The sequence below is a fragment of the Streptomyces sp. LaPpAH-108 genome (assembly GCF_000373625.1).
Classification (GTDB): Bacteria; Actinomycetota; Actinomycetes; order Streptomycetales; family Streptomycetaceae; genus Streptomyces.
In genome coordinates, this window is the sequence record NZ_KB891994.1 from 84635 (window position 1) to 102212 (window position 17578).

At 72.6% G+C, this 17578-nt stretch carries 15 protein-coding genes; 7 read left to right on the forward strand and 8 right to left on the reverse strand.

Features of this window, described 5'->3' with window-relative positions; all coding sequences use genetic code 11:
• Positions 1 to 162 precede the first annotated feature (162 nt).
• From B079_RS0116105 to B079_RS35895, 3 genes are read left to right on the forward strand one after another with little or no spacing between them, the layout of a single operon-like run.
• Positions 163 to 954, forward strand: a complete 792-nt coding sequence (locus B079_RS0116105) for a VOC family protein (RefSeq protein WP_018546861.1) — start codon at positions 163 to 165, stop codon at positions 952 to 954.
• Between the two features lie 48 nt (positions 955 to 1002).
• Positions 1003 to 1533: a hypothetical protein gene (locus tag B079_RS35890; RefSeq protein WP_234016802.1), complete on the forward strand. Its 531-nt coding sequence runs from the start codon at positions 1003 to 1005 to the stop codon at positions 1531 to 1533.
• Between the two features lie 2 nt (positions 1534 to 1535).
• A complete protein-coding gene (locus tag B079_RS35895; protein ID WP_234016803.1) occupies positions 1536 to 1853 on the forward strand; it encodes a hypothetical protein in 318 nt (105 codons plus the stop codon).
• 13 nt (positions 1854 to 1866) lie between these two features.
• Here the strand turns inward: B079_RS35895 and B079_RS0116115 are convergent, their stop codons facing one another.
• Both B079_RS0116115 and ligD read right to left on the reverse strand, forming a co-directional pair.
• Positions 1867 to 2886, reverse strand: coding sequence for a LacI family DNA-binding transcriptional regulator (locus B079_RS0116115; RefSeq protein WP_018546864.1), 1020 nt, complete (start codon positions 2884 to 2886; stop codon positions 1867 to 1869).
• Between the two features lie 73 nt (positions 2887 to 2959).
• Positions 2960 to 3979, reverse strand: coding sequence for a non-homologous end-joining DNA ligase (ligD, locus tag B079_RS0116120; RefSeq protein ID WP_018546865.1), 1020 nt, complete (start codon positions 3977 to 3979; stop codon positions 2960 to 2962).
• 74 nt (positions 3980 to 4053) lie between these two features.
• Here ligD and B079_RS0116125 point away from each other — a divergent pair, with 74 nt between their 5' ends.
• Positions 4054 to 5124: an ATP-dependent DNA ligase gene (locus B079_RS0116125; RefSeq protein ID WP_018546866.1), complete on the forward strand. Its 1071-nt coding sequence runs from the start codon at positions 4054 to 4056 to the stop codon at positions 5122 to 5124.
• 31 nt (positions 5125 to 5155) lie between these two features.
• Here the strand turns inward: B079_RS0116125 and B079_RS0116130 are convergent, their stop codons facing one another.
• Positions 5156 to 7834: an ATP-binding protein gene (locus tag B079_RS0116130; protein ID WP_018546867.1), complete on the reverse strand. Its 2679-nt coding sequence runs from the start codon at positions 7832 to 7834 to the stop codon at positions 5156 to 5158.
• A 319-nt stretch (positions 7835 to 8153) separates the two neighbouring features.
• Here B079_RS0116130 and B079_RS0116135 point away from each other — a divergent pair, with 319 nt between their 5' ends.
• Complete coding sequence (locus tag B079_RS0116135; RefSeq protein ID WP_018546868.1) at positions 8154 to 9104, forward strand: DUF2510 domain-containing protein; 951 nt, start codon at positions 8154 to 8156, stop codon at positions 9102 to 9104.
• Positions 9105 to 9237: 133 nt separating this feature from the next.
• On the opposite strand, the gene B079_RS0116140 is transcribed toward B079_RS0116135, so the two are convergent.
• Positions 9238 to 9852, reverse strand: a complete 615-nt coding sequence (locus tag B079_RS0116140) for a TetR/AcrR family transcriptional regulator (RefSeq protein WP_018546869.1) — start codon at positions 9850 to 9852, stop codon at positions 9238 to 9240.
• Positions 9853 to 10088: 236 nt separating this feature from the next.
• Here B079_RS0116140 and B079_RS0116145 point away from each other — a divergent pair, with 236 nt between their 5' ends.
• Positions 10089 to 10901: a phosphatase PAP2 family protein gene (locus B079_RS0116145; RefSeq protein ID WP_018546870.1), complete on the forward strand. Its 813-nt coding sequence runs from the start codon at positions 10089 to 10091 to the stop codon at positions 10899 to 10901.
• Positions 10898 to 11896: a hypothetical protein gene (locus B079_RS0116150; protein ID WP_018546871.1), complete on the forward strand. Its 999-nt coding sequence runs from the start codon at positions 10898 to 10900 to the stop codon at positions 11894 to 11896. The genes B079_RS0116145 and B079_RS0116150 overlap by 4 nt, the downstream gene beginning before the upstream one ends.
• A gap of 78 nt (positions 11897 to 11974) precedes the next feature.
• Here B079_RS0116150 and B079_RS0116155 read toward each other — a convergent pair whose 3' ends face one another.
• The 4 genes from B079_RS0116155 to B079_RS0116170 form a co-directional block, all read right to left on the reverse strand.
• A complete protein-coding gene (locus B079_RS0116155; RefSeq protein ID WP_018546872.1) occupies positions 11975 to 12670 on the reverse strand; it encodes an LURP-one-related/scramblase family protein in 696 nt (231 codons plus the stop codon).
• A 114-nt stretch (positions 12671 to 12784) separates the two neighbouring features.
• On the reverse strand, positions 12785 to 14959 hold the full coding sequence (locus tag B079_RS0116160) for a discoidin domain-containing protein (protein WP_018546873.1): 2175 nt from the start codon (positions 14957 to 14959) through the stop codon (positions 12785 to 12787).
• Positions 14960 to 15015: 56 nt separating this feature from the next.
• On the reverse strand, positions 15016 to 16623 hold the full coding sequence (locus tag B079_RS0116165; RefSeq protein ID WP_018546874.1) for a glycoside hydrolase family 13 protein: 1608 nt from the start codon (positions 16621 to 16623) through the stop codon (positions 15016 to 15018).
• 52 nt (positions 16624 to 16675) lie between these two features.
• On the reverse strand, positions 16676 to 17551 hold the full coding sequence (locus B079_RS0116170; RefSeq protein WP_018546875.1) for a carbohydrate ABC transporter permease: 876 nt from the start codon (positions 17549 to 17551) through the stop codon (positions 16676 to 16678).
• Between the last annotated feature and the right edge of the window lie 27 nt (positions 17552 to 17578).

Below are 17578 nucleotides of genomic sequence, written 5' to 3' on the forward strand. Positions count from 1 at the left end.
TATCAACGCGGGTTCAACAGCGTCGGCCGCACCGGCGTCCGCCCCCATCGTGCCGGGCCGGTGATCTCCCCGCACGGCGGCGCGCGCGGACGCGCTCCGGCGGCGCGGGCCGGTGCGCGGTGCCAGACTCGGCAGTGCCACGGACCGTGAGGAGGGCGAGCCATGCTCAGCACCCGTGCCCTGGAGGGCGCTCCGAACTGGATCGACCTCGCCTCCCCGGACCTGGACGGCGCGCTCGCCTTCTACGGCGCCCTCTTCGGCTGGGACTTCCGCCCCCTGGGCCCGGACGCGGGCGGGTACGGCTTCTTCCAGCTGGACGGCAGGACGGTCGCCGGTGCGATGCCGACCGGTGCGGGGCGCGAGCTGCCGGGCTGGACGGTGTACTTCCGCACCGAGGACGCCGAGGCCACCGCCGAGACGGCCCAACAGGCGCACGGCAGCGTCCTGTTCGCACCCGGCGACGTCATGGGTCTCGGCCGGATGGTGGGCCTCGCCGACTCCGCCGGGGCCGTGTTCCGCCTCTGGCAGCCCGGCGAGGTGGAGGGCCTGGACGCGGCGAGCGAACCGGGCGCCCTGTGCTGGGTCGAGCTGCACACCCCGGACGTGGCGGCGGGCGCTGCCTTCTACCACCGGGTGCTGGGCCTGGAGACCTCCGCCGCCGAGTTCCCCGACGGCATGTACACCTGCCTCAACCCGCCCGGCGCCGGGGAGGACACGATGTTCGGCGGGGTCGTCCGCTCGGCCGACGACCCCGCGGACGCGGGGGCGGGGGCGTACTGGCTGCCGTACTTCGCGGTGACGGACCCCGACGCGGTGGCCGAGCAGACACGGAAGGGCAGCGGCACGGTCCTGCTGCCTCCGGTCACGGTCCCGGGCGTGGGCCGCATGGCACGGCTCACGGACCCGTACGGCGCCCGCTTCGCGGTGATCAGGGGCGAGCCGTCCCGGAGCTGACGTGCTGTCGATGGGGCAGCGGAGGATGCGGGGCGATACCGTGCCGCCGTGTGCATATCAACAGGTGAGGCCGCGTTCTCCGGCACGATCGTGTACTGCGGGCGGCAGCACCACCCCGAGCACGGCCTGGTTCACGTCCTGGGCTACCAGAACACCGCCGCCAACCTGGCGGACGGCCCGAACGCCATGGTGCTGCACCTGCCCGCCAGGCAGCTCACGCCCCGGCACTTCCTCTCCTCAGGACGCACCGGCGACGTCCTGCACCGCATGGTCGACGCCGTCGAATCCGCCGCCGCGGCGACGGACGGCATCGCGTGGATGGGCTCGGAACTCCAGCCCGTCCAGGTCTTCGACCACGACATCTACACGGTGCTCCTCGCCACCGACCCCACCGCGGTCCCCGCCGCGCTGCGGCAGGTGCCACCGCACCGGCGCCCCGACCTCGACCCGGATCTCCTGCGTTTCTACGCCGACCACTTCGCCGACCACACCATCGCCGTGTGCTGCTTCGACAACGCCGACGCGCGACGCGCCAAGCCCTGTTGCTGTGGTACCCGCCCCTCGACCCCGACCGCCTGAACGTGCCCGCCCTGGACAGCCACACCGGAGGGGCGCCGGATCTCGACGCCGCCGTGCCCGTGGACCACTGGGTCCTGTTCTCCACCGACCAGGCGCCCGCCGACTGGGGCGCACCCGTCGACTATCCCGGCGACATGCGCCACCGCCTTCGCGCCTTCCTCCCCACCGCTGTCGTGGGCCGGTACTACGGCCGCGGACAGGCGCTGCCCAACGGGGACTTCTCCATCCGTCACAGCGACCTGCTCGCCGGTGACCTCGACCGCATCGAGCGGCTGCGCCCGAACCGCCGCCGAGGAGCCGGACACGCGGCAGGTCACTGACGCGTCAGGAAGGTCAGGCCGTCGCCCGTCGCACCAGTGTCGTCGGCAGGACGACCGGGGAGGGTGGGTCGGGCGGTGATGTGCGGTCGTGCAGGAGGAGGTGGGCCATCAGGCGGCCCATTTCCTCGATGTCCTGGCGGACGGTGGTCAGGGGTGGGTCGGTCTGTTCGGCGACGGGGGCCATGTCGTCGAAGCCGATGAGGGCGACGTCCTCGGGGACGCGGCGGCCGTGTGCGCGCAGGACGCGGAGGGCGCCGAGGGCGGTGAGGTCGTTGGCGGCGAAGACGGCGTCGACGTCGGGGCGGCGGGCGAGGAGTTCGCGCATGGCGTGTTCGCCGCCGGAGGGGGTGAAGTCGCTGTAGACGACGAGGCCGGGGGCGTCGGTGCCCATGACGTCGCGGTAGCCGTCCAGGCGGTCGACCGCCGAGGTCTGGTCCAGGGGGCCGGTGATGTGCGCGATCCGGGTGCGGCCGAGGGCGACGAGATGGCGTACGGCCGCGCGGGCGCCGCCCCGGTTGTCGCTGTCGACGTAGACCGGGCCGCCCCTGCCGTCGCTCCAGTCGGGGCGTCCGCCGAAGACGGTCGGGACGCCCGCGTCGTGGATGAGGCCGGGCAGCGGGTCGTCCAGGTGGAGGGAGAAGACGAGCGCGCCGTCCACATGGCCGCCCGCCAGATAGCGGGCCACCCGCGCGTGGTCGTCCCGGCCCTCGGTGAGCAGCAGCACCAGCTGGTTGTCGTGGGCCGTCAACTCCTTGCTGATACCGCGCAGTTGGGCGGCGAAGAAGGGGTCGGCGAAGACGCGGGTGCCGGGTTCGGCGATGACGACGGCGACGGCGTCGTGCCGTCGGGTGACGAGGCTGCGCGCCGCGCGGTTGGGGACGTAGCCCAGTTCCTCTACGGCTTCCTGGACGCGGGCGACGAGGGGGGCGCGCACGCCGTCGCCGCCGTTGACGACGCGGGAGGCGGTGGCCCGTGACACCCCGGCCCGCGCGGCGACGGCCTCCAGCGTGGGGCGCGACACTGCCTCGGTCACTCGGTGCTCCTCATCGGGCGGCTGCCCGCCCAGGATAACCGCGAGGCGGCGCCCGGCACCGGGGGCGACGGCCTCAGGAAGCCTCGTCCTTGCGGGCCCGGCTCGGCTGGACCCGCTTGGGCTCGCCGGGCATCTTCGGATACTCGGGCGGGTACGGCAGATCGCCAAGGCCGTGCTCGCTCTCGTCCTTGCGGGCCAGCTCCAGAAGGGCGTCCAGCGAGTAGGCGTGCTCGTCCATGTCGGCGTGCACGTCCCCGACCTCCGCGAAGCGCACCGGCATGGTCGCGAGATCGAAGTCGCGGGGCCGGGCGTCGGCCACCTCGTCCCAGCGCAGCGGGGCGGAGACGGTCGCCTCGGGGCGGGGCCGCACGGAGTAGGCGGAGGCGATGGTGCGGTCTCGGGCGGTCTGGTTGTAGTCGACGAAGATGCGCTCGCCGCGCTCCTCCTTCCACCACTTCACCGTCACCTGCTCCGGCATCCGGCGCGCGAGTTCGCGGCCGACCGCGATGGCGGCGCGGCGGACCTGGGTGAAGGTCCAGCGCGGTTCGATGGGCACGAAGACATGCAGCCCGCGCCCGCCGGAGGTCTTGGGGAAGCCCCGCAGCCCCCCGAACTCCTCCAGCACCGCACGGAGTTCGAAGGCGGCACGGACCGCGTCCTCATAATCGGTGCCCGGCTGCGGATCGAGGTCGATGCGCAGTTCGTCGGGGTGGTCCACGTCGTCGCGGCGCACCGGCCAGGGGTGGAAGGTGAGCGTGCCGTACTGCGCGGCCCACACCGCCGCGGCCTCCTCGGTGGGGCACATCTCGTCGGCGCTGCGCCCGCTGGGAAAGGTGATGTGAGCGGTGGGGATCCAGTCGGGCATGTTCTTGGGCGCCCGCTTCTGGAAGAACCACTCGCCGTCGAGCCCGTCCGGGTAGCGCTCCAGGGTGGTGGGGCGGTCGCGCAGGGCGCGCAGGATGCCGGGGCCGACCGAGGCGTAGTACTGGGCGACGTCCAGCTTGGTGAATCCGCGCTCCGGGAAGAAGACCTTGTCCGGGTGGGTCAGCCGTACGGTCCGGCCGGCCACCTCCAGTTCCACCGCATCGCCCATGCGGCCACCGTAGGCGTCCCCCGCACACCGCGCACACCGGGCGCGTACGGCGGGGTGCGCGCAGAATCGGAGCCATGGATCTGCCGGTGATGCCGCCCGTGAAGCCGATGCTCGCCAAGCCGGTGACGAAGATCCCGCCGGGCATGCACTACGAGGCGAAGTGGGACGGCTTCCGGGCGATCGTGTTCCGCGACGGGGACGAGGTCGAGCTGGGCAGCCGCACCGGCAAGACGCTGACCAGGTACTTTCCCGAGCTGGTGGCGGCGCTGAAGGAGCGGCTGCCGGAGCGGTGCGTGCTGGACGGGGAGATCGTGATCGCGCGGGAGGGGCGCCTGGACTTCGACGCGCTGACCGAGCGCATCCATCCGGCCGACTCGCGGGTGCGGACGCTGGCCGAGCGGACGCCCGCCTCCTTCGTCGCCTTCGACCTGCTGGCCCTGGACGACCACGCCCTGCTCGACGTACCGCTCGCGGACCGGCGGGCCCTGCTGGAACGGGCGCTGGCCGGGGTGACACCGCCGGTGCATCTGGCCCCGGCGACGACCGACATCGAGGTCGCCCGGGAGTGGTTCGAGCAGTACGAGGGCGCGGGCCTGGACGGCATCGTGGCCAAGCCGCTGGCGCTGCCGTATCTCCCGGACGAGCGGGCCATGTTCAAGGTCAAGCACGAGCGGACGGCGGACGTGGTGGTGGCGGGCTACCGGCTGCACAAGAGCGGCCCGGTGGTGGGCTCGCTGCTGCTCGGGCTCTACGACGACCACGGCGTCCTCCAGCACGTGGGCGTGGCCGCCGCGTTCACGATGAAGCGGCGCGCGGAGCTGATCGAGGAGCTGGCGCCGCTGCGGATGACGGACGTGAGCGGGCATCCGTGGGCGCGCTGGGCGGAGGAGTCGGCGCACGAGGAGGCCCGGCTGCCGGGGGCGCCGAGCCGCTGGTCCGGCAAGAAGGACCTGTCCTGGGTGCCGCTGCGCCCGGAACGGGTCGCGGAGGTGGCGTACGACCACATGGAGAACGGCGCGCGTTTCCGGCACACGGCGCGCTTTCGCCGCTGGCGTCCGGACCGCACCCCGGAGAGCTGCACTTACGCCCAGCTGGAGGAGCCGGTGCGCTACGACCTCGCGGAGATACTGGGCGGCGCGCAGTAGGCGGTGAGCCGGACCGGCGCGGACCGGCCGGTCACGCCGTACCCGCGCTCCGTGCCTGCTCGGCGCGGGCCACCAGGCCGTCGGCGCCGCAGGAGCGGGCCAGTTCCAGGCCCCGGTCGAGATCGGGGGCCGAGTCCGCCAGGATGCCGTACTCCACGAGGGCGGCGGCGTGCTCGTACTGGCAGGGGGACGCCTCCAGATAGGCGACCGCCTTGCGCGCGAGCCGTATCGCCTCCTGGCCGGTGGCCAGCGCGGCGGCGCAGCGCAGGGCCTCGCCGATCGCGGTGTCGGTGCCGAACCGCTCGGCCTGGCGGCGGGCGTCGGCCGCGAGCGCCCGGGCGCGGGCGGGGTCCTGGACGGCGAGGGCACGGGCCAGGTCGACGGCCCAGGGGGCGAGGACGGGGTTGTGTCCGCCACGGGCGACGGCGGTCTTCTCGGCGGCCTCCAGCTCGTTGATCCCCTCCTCGGTGCGGCCGACGGCGAGGAGCAGGCGACCGCGTACGGAGTGGAGGTCGGGCAGCACGATCGTGGACGGGTACGGCGGGGCGAAGCCGCTGCGCTCGGCCACGGCCCATGCCTCGTCGAAGTGGCCCCGGGCGAGGAGGGTGTCGACCAGGCCGCACATCGCGGACCAGTACAGCGGCAGTCGGCGGCCGACCCGTTCGGCGAGGGCCAGGGCCTCGCGCAAGGTGGCCTCGGCTTCCTTCAGCTTGCCCTGGCGGCGCAGGGCGAGGCCCAGATAGGAGTTGGCCAGGGAGAGGTGGCCGCCGTGCCATCCGGCGCTCTTGTAGGCGCGCAGGGCTTCCGCGAAGAGGCTGTCGGCGAGGTCGAGCCGGTCGGTGTAGGCGTAGGTGCTGCCGAGCATCATCAGCAGCTCGACGCCCCACTCCTCGTCGGTCCAGCCGAGGCCGGGCGCGAGGCGGTTGTTGACCAGGGCCCGGTCGCACAGCTCCACGACGGCCTCGGCGTTCTCGCCGTGGGTCATGCCGTCGAAGCCGCGCAGGATGAGCAGCGCGCGTTCGGAGTTGTCGCGGCCGGTGCAGGTGTCGGCGAGTTCGGCCAGACGCCGGGAGCGTTCCGGGGAGATCGTCTCGCGGTGGATGGCCTCCCACATGAACCGGAAGGCCTCCAGGCGCATCCGCACCGGGCCCGGCCGGTACTTGGCGGCCTCGGCGCCGACGGTGCGGACCGCCTCCTCCAGCTGATCGTTGTGGAGCAGGGCCTGGGAGAGGCGGATGACGGCCTCGACGCGCTCGGCGTGGTCGAGGCCGGGCGTGGCGAGCGCGGCCCGCAGATGCTCGACGGTGACGGCGGGCGCCGTCAGACGGGTGGAACAGCCCAGTTCGTAGAGGACCTTGGCGCGGATCTCGGGGCGGGGCGGTTCCTCCAGGGCGCGTTCCAGGCAGCGGCAGGCCGCGTCGGGGGCGCCGACGGCGAGGTGTTCGCGGGCGGCCTCGCGCAGCTGGGCGACCAGTTCCTCGTCGCCCTCCGGGTCCACCTGGAGCAGATGCCGGGCGGCCTCGGCGGCGCCGCGTCCGCTCTCGGTGACGATCCTGGCGGCGATGCTGTGCAGGAAGCCGCGGGTGCTGTCCGTCATGGAGTCGTAGACGGCGCTGGCGACCAGCGGGTGGACGAACTCCAGGACGGTGCCGTGCGGCCGGGGCTGGGTGGGGTCCGGGATGCCGTCGGTCAGGATGCGGGCGACACAGAGGCGTTCGGCGCACTCCTCGGCGGCCGTCGGGCTCATCCCGACGACCCGGGCGACGAGGTCCACGGTGCTGCCGGTGCCGAGGACGGCGGCGGCCCACGCGAAGCGGGTGGCCTCGTCGCCGAGCACGGACAGGCGCTCCACCACTCCCCCGCCGCGCCCGGAGTGGTTCAGGCCGCGCAGTTCGGCGGCCCGGCCCTCGACCGGCTGGAGTTCGCTGTCGCGGACCTTGGCGAGGAGTTCGACGGTGTCGTAGGGGATGCCGCCGGTGACGGCCCAGACCTCGCGGCAGAACGGGTCGTCGGCGTGCGGGCCCACGGTGGCGCGGGTCAGCTCGGCGGTGGCCGCCGGGGTGAGGGTGCTCAGGCCGTCCACGCGGTGCCCCGCGCTCTCCACCGTGTCGAGATGGCGGGCGGTGCCCTCGGGCAGGGCGCCGGAGCGGCGGGTGACCACGACGAGCACGGACAGCTCGCCGAGGTCCGCGGTGAACGCGGCGAGCCAGCGCAGCGTCTCCAGGTCGGCCCAGTGGACGTCGTCGATGAGCAGGACCAGCGGCCACTCGCGGGTGGCGAACCGGCGCACCGTGGCGACGAGTCCGTCGCAGACGTACTGCGGGTCGGCGGGGGCCGCGCCGGGTTCGACGATGCCGAGGGCGGGTCCTGAGATGTCGTACCAGTCGCCGAGGTACGCGCGGGCCTCCTCCGGCAGCAGCGAGGTCAGCATGGGCTGGAGGAGCTGGCGCAGGACGTGGAAGGGGACGGTGCGCAGGGTCTCGCCCGCGCGGGCCGACCAGACGGTGCAGCCCTGGCGTTCGGCCAGGCGGCGGGTCTCGGTGAGCAGCGCGGTCTTGCCGAGTCCGGCCTCGCCGCGTATCACGAGCACGTTCCCGCCCGAGGAGCGGTCGGCGCGCAGCTCGTCGATCGCCCGCGCGATGGTGGCGAGTTCCGCGTCCCGTTCCCACAGGTGGGGCGGGGCGCCCGCCGACGGCCGTGCCCGCGTCATCCTGTTCCCTCCCCAGGTCGCCCGGACGGCGTGCAGACCACGAGCGTAGCCGTCTCGGGGGAGGGTTGGTGGTCCGACCGGGCAGTGTCGTATCCCCATTGCGGACTGGTCACCGGCCAGTCGGCCGCACTCCGGCCCGACCGGTCGGTCTGCGCCCGATGAGGCGTCAATAATGCCTGGATTGGTGCGAGTTGGGAACGGGAGCGGGTTCTCCGGGCGTGACGGAAGTCACGCCCGGACGGCATCGGGCCGGGCGGGTCGGGCGTCTGGGCCGGGGTGCTCTCATCACGCTTTCACCGTCGCCTCATACGGTGTGTCCATGACGCAGGTGACTCCTCCCGGCTGGTATCCCGATCCCGGGCAGCCGCACAACGCTCCGCCCGCCGAACGCTGGTGGGACGGCACCGCCTGGACGGCCCAGGTCCGCCCGGCCGGACACGGCACGTACCCCGCTCCCCCGGCCTACCCGGCGGCGGGCCCCTATCCGCCCCCGCCCGCGCCCCGGCGCGGACTGCGCATCGGCATAGCCGTCACGGCGGCGGTCGTGGTGCTGGCGAGCATCGGGGTCGGGGTGTTCGCCCTCGCCAGGAACTCCGGCGGCGGCCAGGACCGCGCGGGCGCGGGACAGGAGCAGCGGGGCCGGGGCGGCGGGCCCGAGGGCTCCGGGCCCGAGGACCGGGGCGGGCCGGGCGACCCCGGGCAGTCGCCGTCGCCGCGCCGCTCCGCGATACCCAAGGTCAAGGGCGGGGGCACGCTGCCCGATCCGTTCAACGGGATCAGCATGCCGGTGCCGGACGGCTGGACCGGCGAGATCATCAGCATCGGCGCGCAGGTGACGTCCGACAAGTCCTACAAGTGCCCGGGCAACGCCTCCCAGAGCTGCACGGCGGGCGGCGCCTACACCGCGTCCGCCTCGGCGCTCGGCACCAAGGGCGACACGGCCGAGGCGGTCGCCAAGGCGGACATCGCGGCCAACGCCAAGCAGGCGTACGGCGGGACGACCTACGGCAGCATCACCTCGCACGAGGTGCTGGCCTCCAAGTCCGTGACGGTGGCCGGGCAGAAGGGCTATCTGGTCCGCTGGAAGGCGGTCACCAGCAAGGGCGCCGACGGCTATGTGGAGTCGGTCGCCTTCCCCTCCCCCAACGACGCCCACCAGATCCTGGTGGTCCGCTTCGGCCTGGACGTGGGCCAGCGCACGGCGGTGATCGACGAGATCCTCAAGGGGATCAAGGTGTGGTCGGGCGGCGGCAGCGGCCAGGACGTGTGAACGGGATCGGCCGGGTGGGCGCCCCTCCGCTCAAGGGGCTCCCACCCGGCCAGGGGGTGCGCGCCGCCCCCGTCCCCACGGTGCGGCGCGAGCAGGTCACCGTTCAGTCATCCCGTGAACGGCGGCCTGGGTCTCAGGTGAGTCCGAACGCGGGCAGCACGGCTGCCTCCACGAAGCGGACGAGGTAGTCGGCGTCGGCGTACTGGCCGCTGAGCACCGGGCGCACCCGCAGGACGCCGAACATCATCGCGGGCACGAACTCGAGGGCGGGATGCCCGGCCGGGACCTCGCCGCGGGCCACCCCGCGCGCGATCATCTCCTCCAGCGCGGCGATCTCGGGCGTGACCAGCGCGTCCCGCAGCGCCTCGGCCAGCTCCTTGTCGACGGTGGCGGCGGGCATGAGCGCCTGGAGCAGCCGGGTGTCCTTGCCCGACCAGTCGCCCGCGGCCCGGGCGGCCTGGCGCAGGTCCTCGGCGAGGGAGCCGGTGTCGATCCCGGCGAAGCGCACCCGGCGGTTGGCCCGCAGGGCCGCCGCGACGAACTGCGGCTTGGTCTTCCACTGCCGGTACAGCGTGGACTTGCTGCACCGGGTGCTGGCGGCGATGCCCTCCATGGTCAGCGAGTCGTACCCGCACTCGCGGACCTGGTCGAGCACGGCGTCGAAGAACTCCCGCTCACGCTCCGGCGTGATCTTGGAGCGGCGCGAGGCGGCGACCGTGTCCGGTCCGTCCGCGGCCTGCGACGTCATGCGTGGCTTCCCCTCACCTCGTCACCCGGGACCGCGTCCGTGCGGCCCGCTCCCAGTGTTGCCCTAGGTCAAGCGATACGCAAGCGTACCGGAACTCGACCGTATCGGTACACTGTCGTATCGGTACATGGTCGTTTCGGTACACTGACGTTTCGGTACGGAGACGTATCGCATCGCTGAGTTCCGGGCATCCGGTCCGGGACCGGCAGCACCACCGTCAAGAAGGGGGCCGGGGGATGAATGCCCGAACCGAGCCTTCCCCAGCGGAGCCACCCTCGACCGCGAGGCCCCCGCTGCTGCGCGAGTTCCTGCTCGTCGCGGGGCTCTTCCTCGTCTACAAGTTCGGCCGCCAGCTGGCCATCGGCCACACCTCCGAGGCGTTCCGCGACGCCCACCGGGTGTGGGGGCTTGAGCGGGCCGTGCATCTGCCGGACGAGAGCGACGTGCAGGCGCTGCTGCTGCACGGCACCGCCCCGGTGCACCTGGCGAACACCTACTACGCCACCGTCCACTTCCCGGCGACCGTGGCCTTCCTGATCTGGCTGTACCTGCGCCGCCCCGCGCACTACGTGTGGGCCCGCCGGGTCCTCGCCCTGGTGACCGCCGCGGCGCTGATCCTGCCGTTCACCTTCCCGCTGGCCCCGCCCCGGATGGTCACCGGCACCGGCCTCCTGGACACGGCCCGCATCTACGGCCCCTCGGTCTACGGCCCGCCCGCCCGCGACCACCTCTCCAACCAGTTCGCCGCGATGCCCTCGCTGCACTTCGGCTGGGCCCTGATGGTGGCGGTCGGCCTGATCGCGGCCACCCGCTCGCGCTGGCGCTGGCTCTGGCTGCTGCACCCGCTGATCACGCTGATCGTCATCGTGGGCACGGCCAACCACTACTGGCTCGACTCGATCGTGGCGACCGCGATGCTCGGCATCGCCCTGGCCGTCGTCCACCCGCCGCACCGCGCGCCGGGGCGTGGCGCGGGCCATCCGTTCGCCTTCGGCGGGCCCGCGCGGCTCGCCTCCGAGGGCTCCGTGCTGACGGGGGCCGCCCGATGAGCGCCGCGATCCTGATCGCCGTCGGCCTCTCGCTGGTCTCGGCCGTGGCCTACGCGGCTGCCGCCGTCGCCCAGGAGCGGCTGGCCGCTCGTGACGGGGGCGCGGGCCTGGGTGCCATGCTCCGCAGCGGTGCCTGGTGGTCCTCGGTCGGCCTGAACTCGGGCGCGGCGCTGCTGCATGTCGTCGCGCTGCGGTTCGGACCGCTGACCGTGGTCCAGCCGCTCGGCGCCCTCACCCTGGTCGCGGCGGTGCCGCTCGGGGCGCGGGCGGCGGGCCGCCGGGTCAGCCCGGCGGAGTGGCGGGGTACGGCGCTGACGCTGCTCGGGCTCGGCGCGCTGCTGATCACCGCCTCGGGTCCGGCGCCGCACCGGGTGCTGAGCCTGACGGCGGCGCTCGCGGTGGCGGGTACGACGATCGCGGTGATCGGTCTGCTGTCCCGGCCCGGCACCCGGCCTGGCCTGCGGCACGCGGCGGCCTCCGGCTTCGCCTCGGGTGTCGCCTCCGCGCTCACCCAGACCGCCACGGTGGCGGCCACGGACCACTCGGGCCCGGCCCTCAGTCCCCGGGTGATCGTGGTGGCCGTGCTGGTCGCGGCGTTCGCCACGGGCGGGCTGCTGCTGTCCCAGACCGCCTACCGGGGCGGACTCGGCGCCCCGCTCGCGGTGGTCACCCTGGCCAACCCGGTCGCGGCGGCCGTCATCGGGCTGACCCTGCTCGGCCAGGGGCTGCAGGGCGGCACCGGCGGCATCCTGCTGGGCGTGACGGGGGCGCTGCTGGCCTCGTGGGGTGTGGTGGTGCTGACCCGGGTGGCGCCCCACGGCGCACCGGACCCGGACCCCGCTTCGGTCCCGGCTCCCGCTTCAGCTCCGGCTCCCGCTCCGGTCGACGACGAGCATCCCGTCGCGGCCGTGCTCGCGCTGCGGGCCGAGACGGCGACGGCCGAACCGGCGCTCGTGCCGCGCCAGCCCGGGCGGAACCGGCTGACGCCCCTGTGACGCAAGCCCCCGTACGCGAGGCGGCGGCCGTGTGTCCCACCGGACACACGGCCGCCGCCTTCTCGCTGGGCGAGGGGATCAGCCCAGGCCGCGCGCGTCCTGCTTGAGCGCGGTGTCCACGGTCAGGGCCGCCGCCACCACGAGGCTCAGCAGCGGGTCCGACAGCGGCCGGTGGATCTGGAGGACGTAGTTGTCCGCCGTGGTGAACAGGGTCTTGGTCAGACCCTCCCAGGTCTTGGTGATCCGCGCGACCTCGGTGTCCTCGTGATCGGTGATCGCGAAGTTCCAGGCACGCCAGTTCTCGGCCTTGATCGCGCCGATCTCGCGGCCCTCGGCGGTCATTGCGAAGTTGATCTTGCCGATCATGTTCTTCTGCACGATCTCGCCGACCGGCGAACCGTCGGGACGCGTGACGACGACCCGGGACTTGAAGATCTTCGCGGGCCGGGTGAGCAGCAGCACCGGCTGCCCCTGGGCGTTCCGGATCTCCAGGCGATGGGTGAGGTACTGGTCCCAGCTCGTGAAGAGGCGCAGCATCTTGCGCAGCACGCCCTGACCGACCTCGACGACCGAGCCGATCCGGCCGCCGTTCTGGTCCATCACGGTGTACTCGTTGGTCAGCTCTATGAGCTTGGCCTTCTGGTTCACCACGAGCACGGGCTCGGTGAACAGGGTGCCGCCGCCGGTGGTGGTGGGAGCCACCCCGGCCTGCTTCTGCACCTGACGCTGGACCTTCGGGTCGGCGTCGGAAGGGAGGTTCGATTGCGTGGTCACCGGGGCACAGTAGGGCGATTGACCAGTACCTGACCAGCCTTTATCCGAATCGTGGCCGAACGGACGCACAGCCGGCCGCCCGGTCCTCCCGGACGGCCGCCCGCGCCCCTCGCGTCAGGAGGTCTGGTACGCCTCCACCTCGCTGAACTGCCCGGCGGGCCAGCCCGTGTTGGCGCTCACGGTCAGCCGCAGATAGCGCAGGTCCGTCCCGCTGGGCAGCGCGACGGTCGCGGTGTTGCCCGAGGCCGGATCGAACCGGTAGTCCTTCGCGCCCACGACGGTCGAGTAGCCCGAGCCGTCGGCGCTGCCGAGGACGGCGACGGTCTGCGTCCGGGCGCCCCAGGCCGAGGACGGCGGCAGCTTGAGGACCAGCCGCCGCACCCCGTACGACGAGCCGAGGTCGACCGTCCAGGACTGCGGGAAGGCGTTGTTGGCCGACTCCCAGTAGGTGTCGGCGTCGCCGTCCACCGCCTTGCCCGGGGTGTAGACGTCCTGCGAACCGGTCGCCGTCGCCGGACGCCCCTTGGCGAGGTTGCGGTTCGGGTCCGGGTCGGGGTTGCCCTGGCCCGGCTGGGGCCAGGAGGAGCAGTCCGACCAGGTGCTGGACCAGCCGGAGTTGCCGCCGCCGTCGGTGAGAGCGAAGGAGCCGGAGTTCGACGGGTAGGGGCAGTTGTAGATCCCGGCGACGCCGACCTGGGTCGCGGTCACGTTCTTGAAGGTCGCCGCACCCTGCGCCTCCGCCTGGACGACGACCGTGCCGGTGTTCTTCACGGTCGCGCCGCTCACGTTGACGTTGCGGACTGGGTAGCCCTGACCGCCGCCGGAGACGAACTCGAAGGCGGAGTACGGGCTGTCGGCGATCGTCGTGTCGGTGATGTTGACGGTCGCGTTGATCGCGCTGTCGTAGGAGTCCACGCGCAGGGCGCCCATGGGGTGGTTCCAGTTGGGGTTCATCGCGCCCGCGCGGACCAGGGTGTTGCCGCTGACCGTGATGGTGCCGGAGAGCGGGGAGAAGGGGTCGAGGAACTTCTGGTTGGAGATCGCGATGCCGCTGCCGAGGGCGTTGGTGTCGGACACCAGGTTGTTCTTGACCGAGATGTCGGTGCCGCCGTAGATCGCGATGCCGTTGGCGAGGTTGGGCTGCGAGATGGTGTTGTTCTCGAAGCTGGAATTGGTGTCGGGGGCGTAGAGGGACCACATGGCGAGCGAGTCGTCGCCCTGGTTGCGCAGGAAGTTGTCGCTGACGCGCACGCCCTTGGCGTTGCCGTTGAGGTTGAGGCCGTCGGCGGTGGTGTCGAGGATGCGGTTGTTCTCCACCACCAGGTTGTCGTTGTTGCCCATCAGCCAGAAGCCGACCTTCAGGTGCTGGAGCCACATGCCGGAGACCGAGGAGTTCGGGCCGAGCGAGCCGTTGACGAAGTTGTCCGGGTTGGAGTCGACGCGCTCGGTGACCTCGCCGATGACGGCGAAGTCCTTGATGTGGACGTTGCCGGAGGAGCTGGACTGGTCGATGAAGCGGGAGGTGTGCACGACCGAGTGCCAGCTGCCCGCGCCCTGGAGGGTCACGTTCTGCACGCCGCTGAGCGAGGAGGTGATCCGGTAGTCGCCCGGCGGGATCCAGACCGTGCCGCCCTGGGCTGCGGCGATGGCGTCGCGGAACGCCTGGGTGGAGTCGCCGCCGCCGCTCGGGTCCGCGCCCTTGGAGACGACGGACACCGACCCGGCGGGCTGCGAGGCGGCCCCGCCGACCTGCTCGAAGTCGGCCACGTCCACGGTCACTTGGGTGCCGGTCGACTGGAACGCCACCTTGTCACCGGCCTGGAGGTTCTGGCCGAGCAGCAGCCGGGAGTTGTCGAAGAAGTGGTGCGTCTTGGCGCCCGGTATCCAACTGGTGTCGATGTAGGAGTACTTGGAGGTCACCGGGAGCGTCTTGGAGATCTTGGTTCCGTTGACGTACACGTCCAGCGAGCCGGACTGGCCGTCGGGGACGCTGTAGGAGAGGTTCACGGCGTTGGCCGCGCGCGGCACGGTGAACTCCACGCGCTGCCCGGAGGTGAGCCGTACGGCCTGGCGTCCGGACGCCTCCGAGGCGAGGGTGCCCTGGGTGTAGTCGGGGCCGATCTTGGTGCCGGTGCTGGTCGCGGATTCCGCCTCGACGGAGGTGAAGGGCAGGCTCGCGCCCGAGGCGGCGTGCGCGGTGGGGGCCACGGCGACGATCATGCCCGCGGCGAGGGCGACGGCCGCGCCGACGGCGGGCAGTCCGAGGTGTCTGGTGGTGCTGCTGGCCATGTGCTGATCCCTTCGTGGGGGGGGTGCCGGGGATAGCAGAAGTCGTGCGGGTGCGGTCAGGCGCGCAGCCAGACCGCCGTGTCCTGCGGCAGTCGGCCCTCGTCGTCCAACGGGCCACTGCCGAGCAGGAGTTCAGAGTGCGCGGGCAGTTCGGCGGGTGCGTCGGAGAGGTTCACCACGCACAGCGCGCCGTCCGCGCGGGCGAAGGCGAGCACGCCTTCGGGGGCGGGAAGCCAGGTGAGCGGTCCTTCGCCGAAGGCGGGGCGGGCGGCGATGGCCTCGCGGTAGAGGGTGAGCAGGGAGTGCGGGTCCTCGCGCTGCCGGTCGGCGGCGTACGCCTCCCAGCCCGCGGGCTGCGGCAGCCAGGGCTCCTCGCGCGAGCCGAAGCCCGCGTACGGCTCCCCGGCGGACCAGGGCAGCGGGACGCGGCAGCCGTCGCGGCCCGGGTCGGTGCCGCCGGAGCGGAAGTGCATCGGGTCCTGGATGCGCTCGCGCGGGATGTCGGCCTCGGGCAGGCCCAGTTCCTCGCCCTGGTAGAGGTAGACCGAGCCGGGCAGGGCGAGCGAGAGCAGGGCGGCGGCGCGGGCTCTGCGGGTGCCCAGGGCGAGGTCGGTGGGGGTGCCGAACTCCTTGGCGGCGAAGTCGAATCCGGTGTCCGCACGGCCGTAGCGGGTGACGGTGCGGGTGATGTCGTGGTTGCAGAGCACCCAGGTGGCGGGGGCGCCGACGGGGGCGTGTTCGGCGAGGGTGGAGTCGATGGCGGCGCGCAGCCTGGCGGCGTCCCAAGGGCAGGACAGGAAGGCGAAGTTGAAGGCGGTGTGGAGTTCGTCGGGGCGCAGATAGCGGGCGAAGCGCTCGGCGTCGGGGAGCCAGACCTCGCCGACGAACACCGCGTCGTAGGGGTCGGCGACCGTGCGCCAGGAGCGGTAGATCGCGTGGAGTTCGTCGCGGTCGACGAAGGGGTGCGAGTCGGGTTCGCTTGCGAGGTCGGGGAGTTCGGGGTCCTTGGCGAGCAGGGCGGCGGAGTCGATGCGGACGCCCGCGACACCGCGCTCGAACCAGAAGCGCAGGATGTCCTCGTGTTCGCGGCGGACGGCGGGGTGGGCCCAGTTGAGGTCGGGCTGTTCGGGGGTGAACAGGTGCAGGTACCAGTCGCCGTCGGGCAGCCGGGTCCACACCGGTTCGGTGGAGCCGACGAACTGCGACGGCCAGTCGTTGGGCGGGAGTTCGCCGTGCTCGCCGCGTCCGGGGCGGAAGTGGAACAGCTCGCGCTCGGGGCTGCCGGGTCCGGCCGCGAGGGCCGCGCGGAACCAGGGGTGCTGGTCGGAGACGTGGTTGGGCACGATGTCGACGAGGGTGCGGATGCCGAGTTCGCTCGCCTCGGCGATCAGCTTCTCGGCCTCCGCGAGGGTGCCGAAGGCGGGGTCGACGGCGCGGTAGTCGGCGACGTCGTAGCCGCCGTCCTTCATCGGGGAGACGTACCAGGGGTTGAACCACAGGGCGTCCACGCCTAGTTCGGCGAGGTAGGGCAGTTTCGCGCGGACCCCGGCGAGGTCCCCGGTGCCGTCGCCGTCGCCGTCCGCGAAGCTGCGGACGTAGACCTGGTAGATGACGGCCGAGCGCCACCAGTCGTCACTCGCGCGGGCAGGGGTGGGCTGTGCCACGGTGCGTGCCTTTCTGATCGAGGGCCGGGGCTGCGCTTGCGTCGGGTCCGGGTCAGCCCTTGGTGCTGCCCGCGCTGATCCCGGCGATGATGTGCCGCTGGAAGACGAGGAACAGGGCCACCATGGGGATGCTCGCGATCACCATCGCGGCGACGAGCACGGTCAGTTGGATGTTCTGCGACAGCTGGACCAGGGCCACGCTGATGGGCTGCTTGTCGGTGTCGGAGAAGACCATGAGCGGCCACAGGAAGTCCTGCCAGACGGCGACCAGCGCGAAGATCGACACCACGCCGAGGACCGGCCGGGACATGGGCAGGACGACCGACCACAGGATGCGCAGCCTGCCCGCGCCGTCGATCTCGGCGGCCTCCAGTACGTCGCGCGGGAGCTGGTCGAAGAACCGCTTGAGCAGATAGAGGTTGAAGGCGTTGGCGACGGCGGGCAGCCAGATGCCGAGCGGGTCGTTGAGCAGACTGGTGTGGATCAGCGGCAGGTCGGCGACGGTCAGGTACTTGGGGACGACGAGGGCCTGGGCCGGGACCATCAGGGTGGCGAGGATGCCGCCGAGGACCACCTTGCCGAAGGCGGGCCTCAGCTTGGACAGGGCGTAGGCGGCGGCCGTGCAGAACACCAGCTGGAATGCCCAGGCGCCGGCCGCCTGCACCACCGTGTTCCACAGATGCTCGGGGAGCTGCATCAGGTCCCAGGCGTCGGTGTAGCCGGTGAGGTGCCAGTGGTGGGGCACGAGGGTGGGGGGTGTGCGGGCGATCTCGTCCGGGGACTTCATCGCGCCGGAGGCCATCCAGTACACGGGGAAGAGGAAGGCGAGCGCGAAGAGGACGACGACGGCCGTGAACACCGTCCAGTAGAGGGCCTTTCCGCGCGGTCGGGCGACGGTGGCCGGGGAGACGAGGGTGCGGGTGCTCATGCTTCCCCCTCGGTGCGGGTGCTCATG

Bases quoted from the DNA above. Each gene is read 5' to 3' on its own strand.
- B079_RS0116105 (WP_018546861.1), top strand. From the start codon at position 163: ATGCTCAGCACCCGTGCCCTGGAGGGCGCTCCGAACTGGATCGACCTC.
- ligD (WP_018546865.1), bottom strand. From the start codon at position 3,979: ATGGGCGATGCGGTGGAACTGGAGGTGGCCGGCCGGACCGTACGGCTG.
- B079_RS0116125 (WP_018546866.1), top strand. From the start codon at position 4,054: ATGGATCTGCCGGTGATGCCGCCCGTGAAGCCGATGCTCGCCAAGCCG.
- B079_RS0116130 (WP_018546867.1), bottom strand. From the start codon at position 7,834: ATGACGCGGGCACGGCCGTCGGCGGGCGCCCCGCCCCACCTGTGGGAA.
- B079_RS0116135 (WP_018546868.1), top strand. From the start codon at position 8,154: ATGACGCAGGTGACTCCTCCCGGCTGGTATCCCGATCCCGGGCAGCCG.
- B079_RS0116140 (WP_018546869.1), bottom strand. From the start codon at position 9,852: ATGACGTCGCAGGCCGCGGACGGACCGGACACGGTCGCCGCCTCGCGC.
- B079_RS0116145 (WP_018546870.1), top strand. From the start codon at position 10,089: ATGAATGCCCGAACCGAGCCTTCCCCAGCGGAGCCACCCTCGACCGCG.
- B079_RS0116150 (WP_018546871.1), top strand. From the start codon at position 10,898: ATGAGCGCCGCGATCCTGATCGCCGTCGGCCTCTCGCTGGTCTCGGCC.
- B079_RS0116160 (WP_018546873.1), bottom strand. From the start codon at position 14,959: ATGGCCAGCAGCACCACCAGACACCTCGGACTGCCCGCCGTCGGCGCG.
- B079_RS0116170 (WP_018546875.1), bottom strand. From the start codon at position 17,551: ATGAGCACCCGCACCCTCGTCTCCCCGGCCACCGTCGCCCGACCGCGC.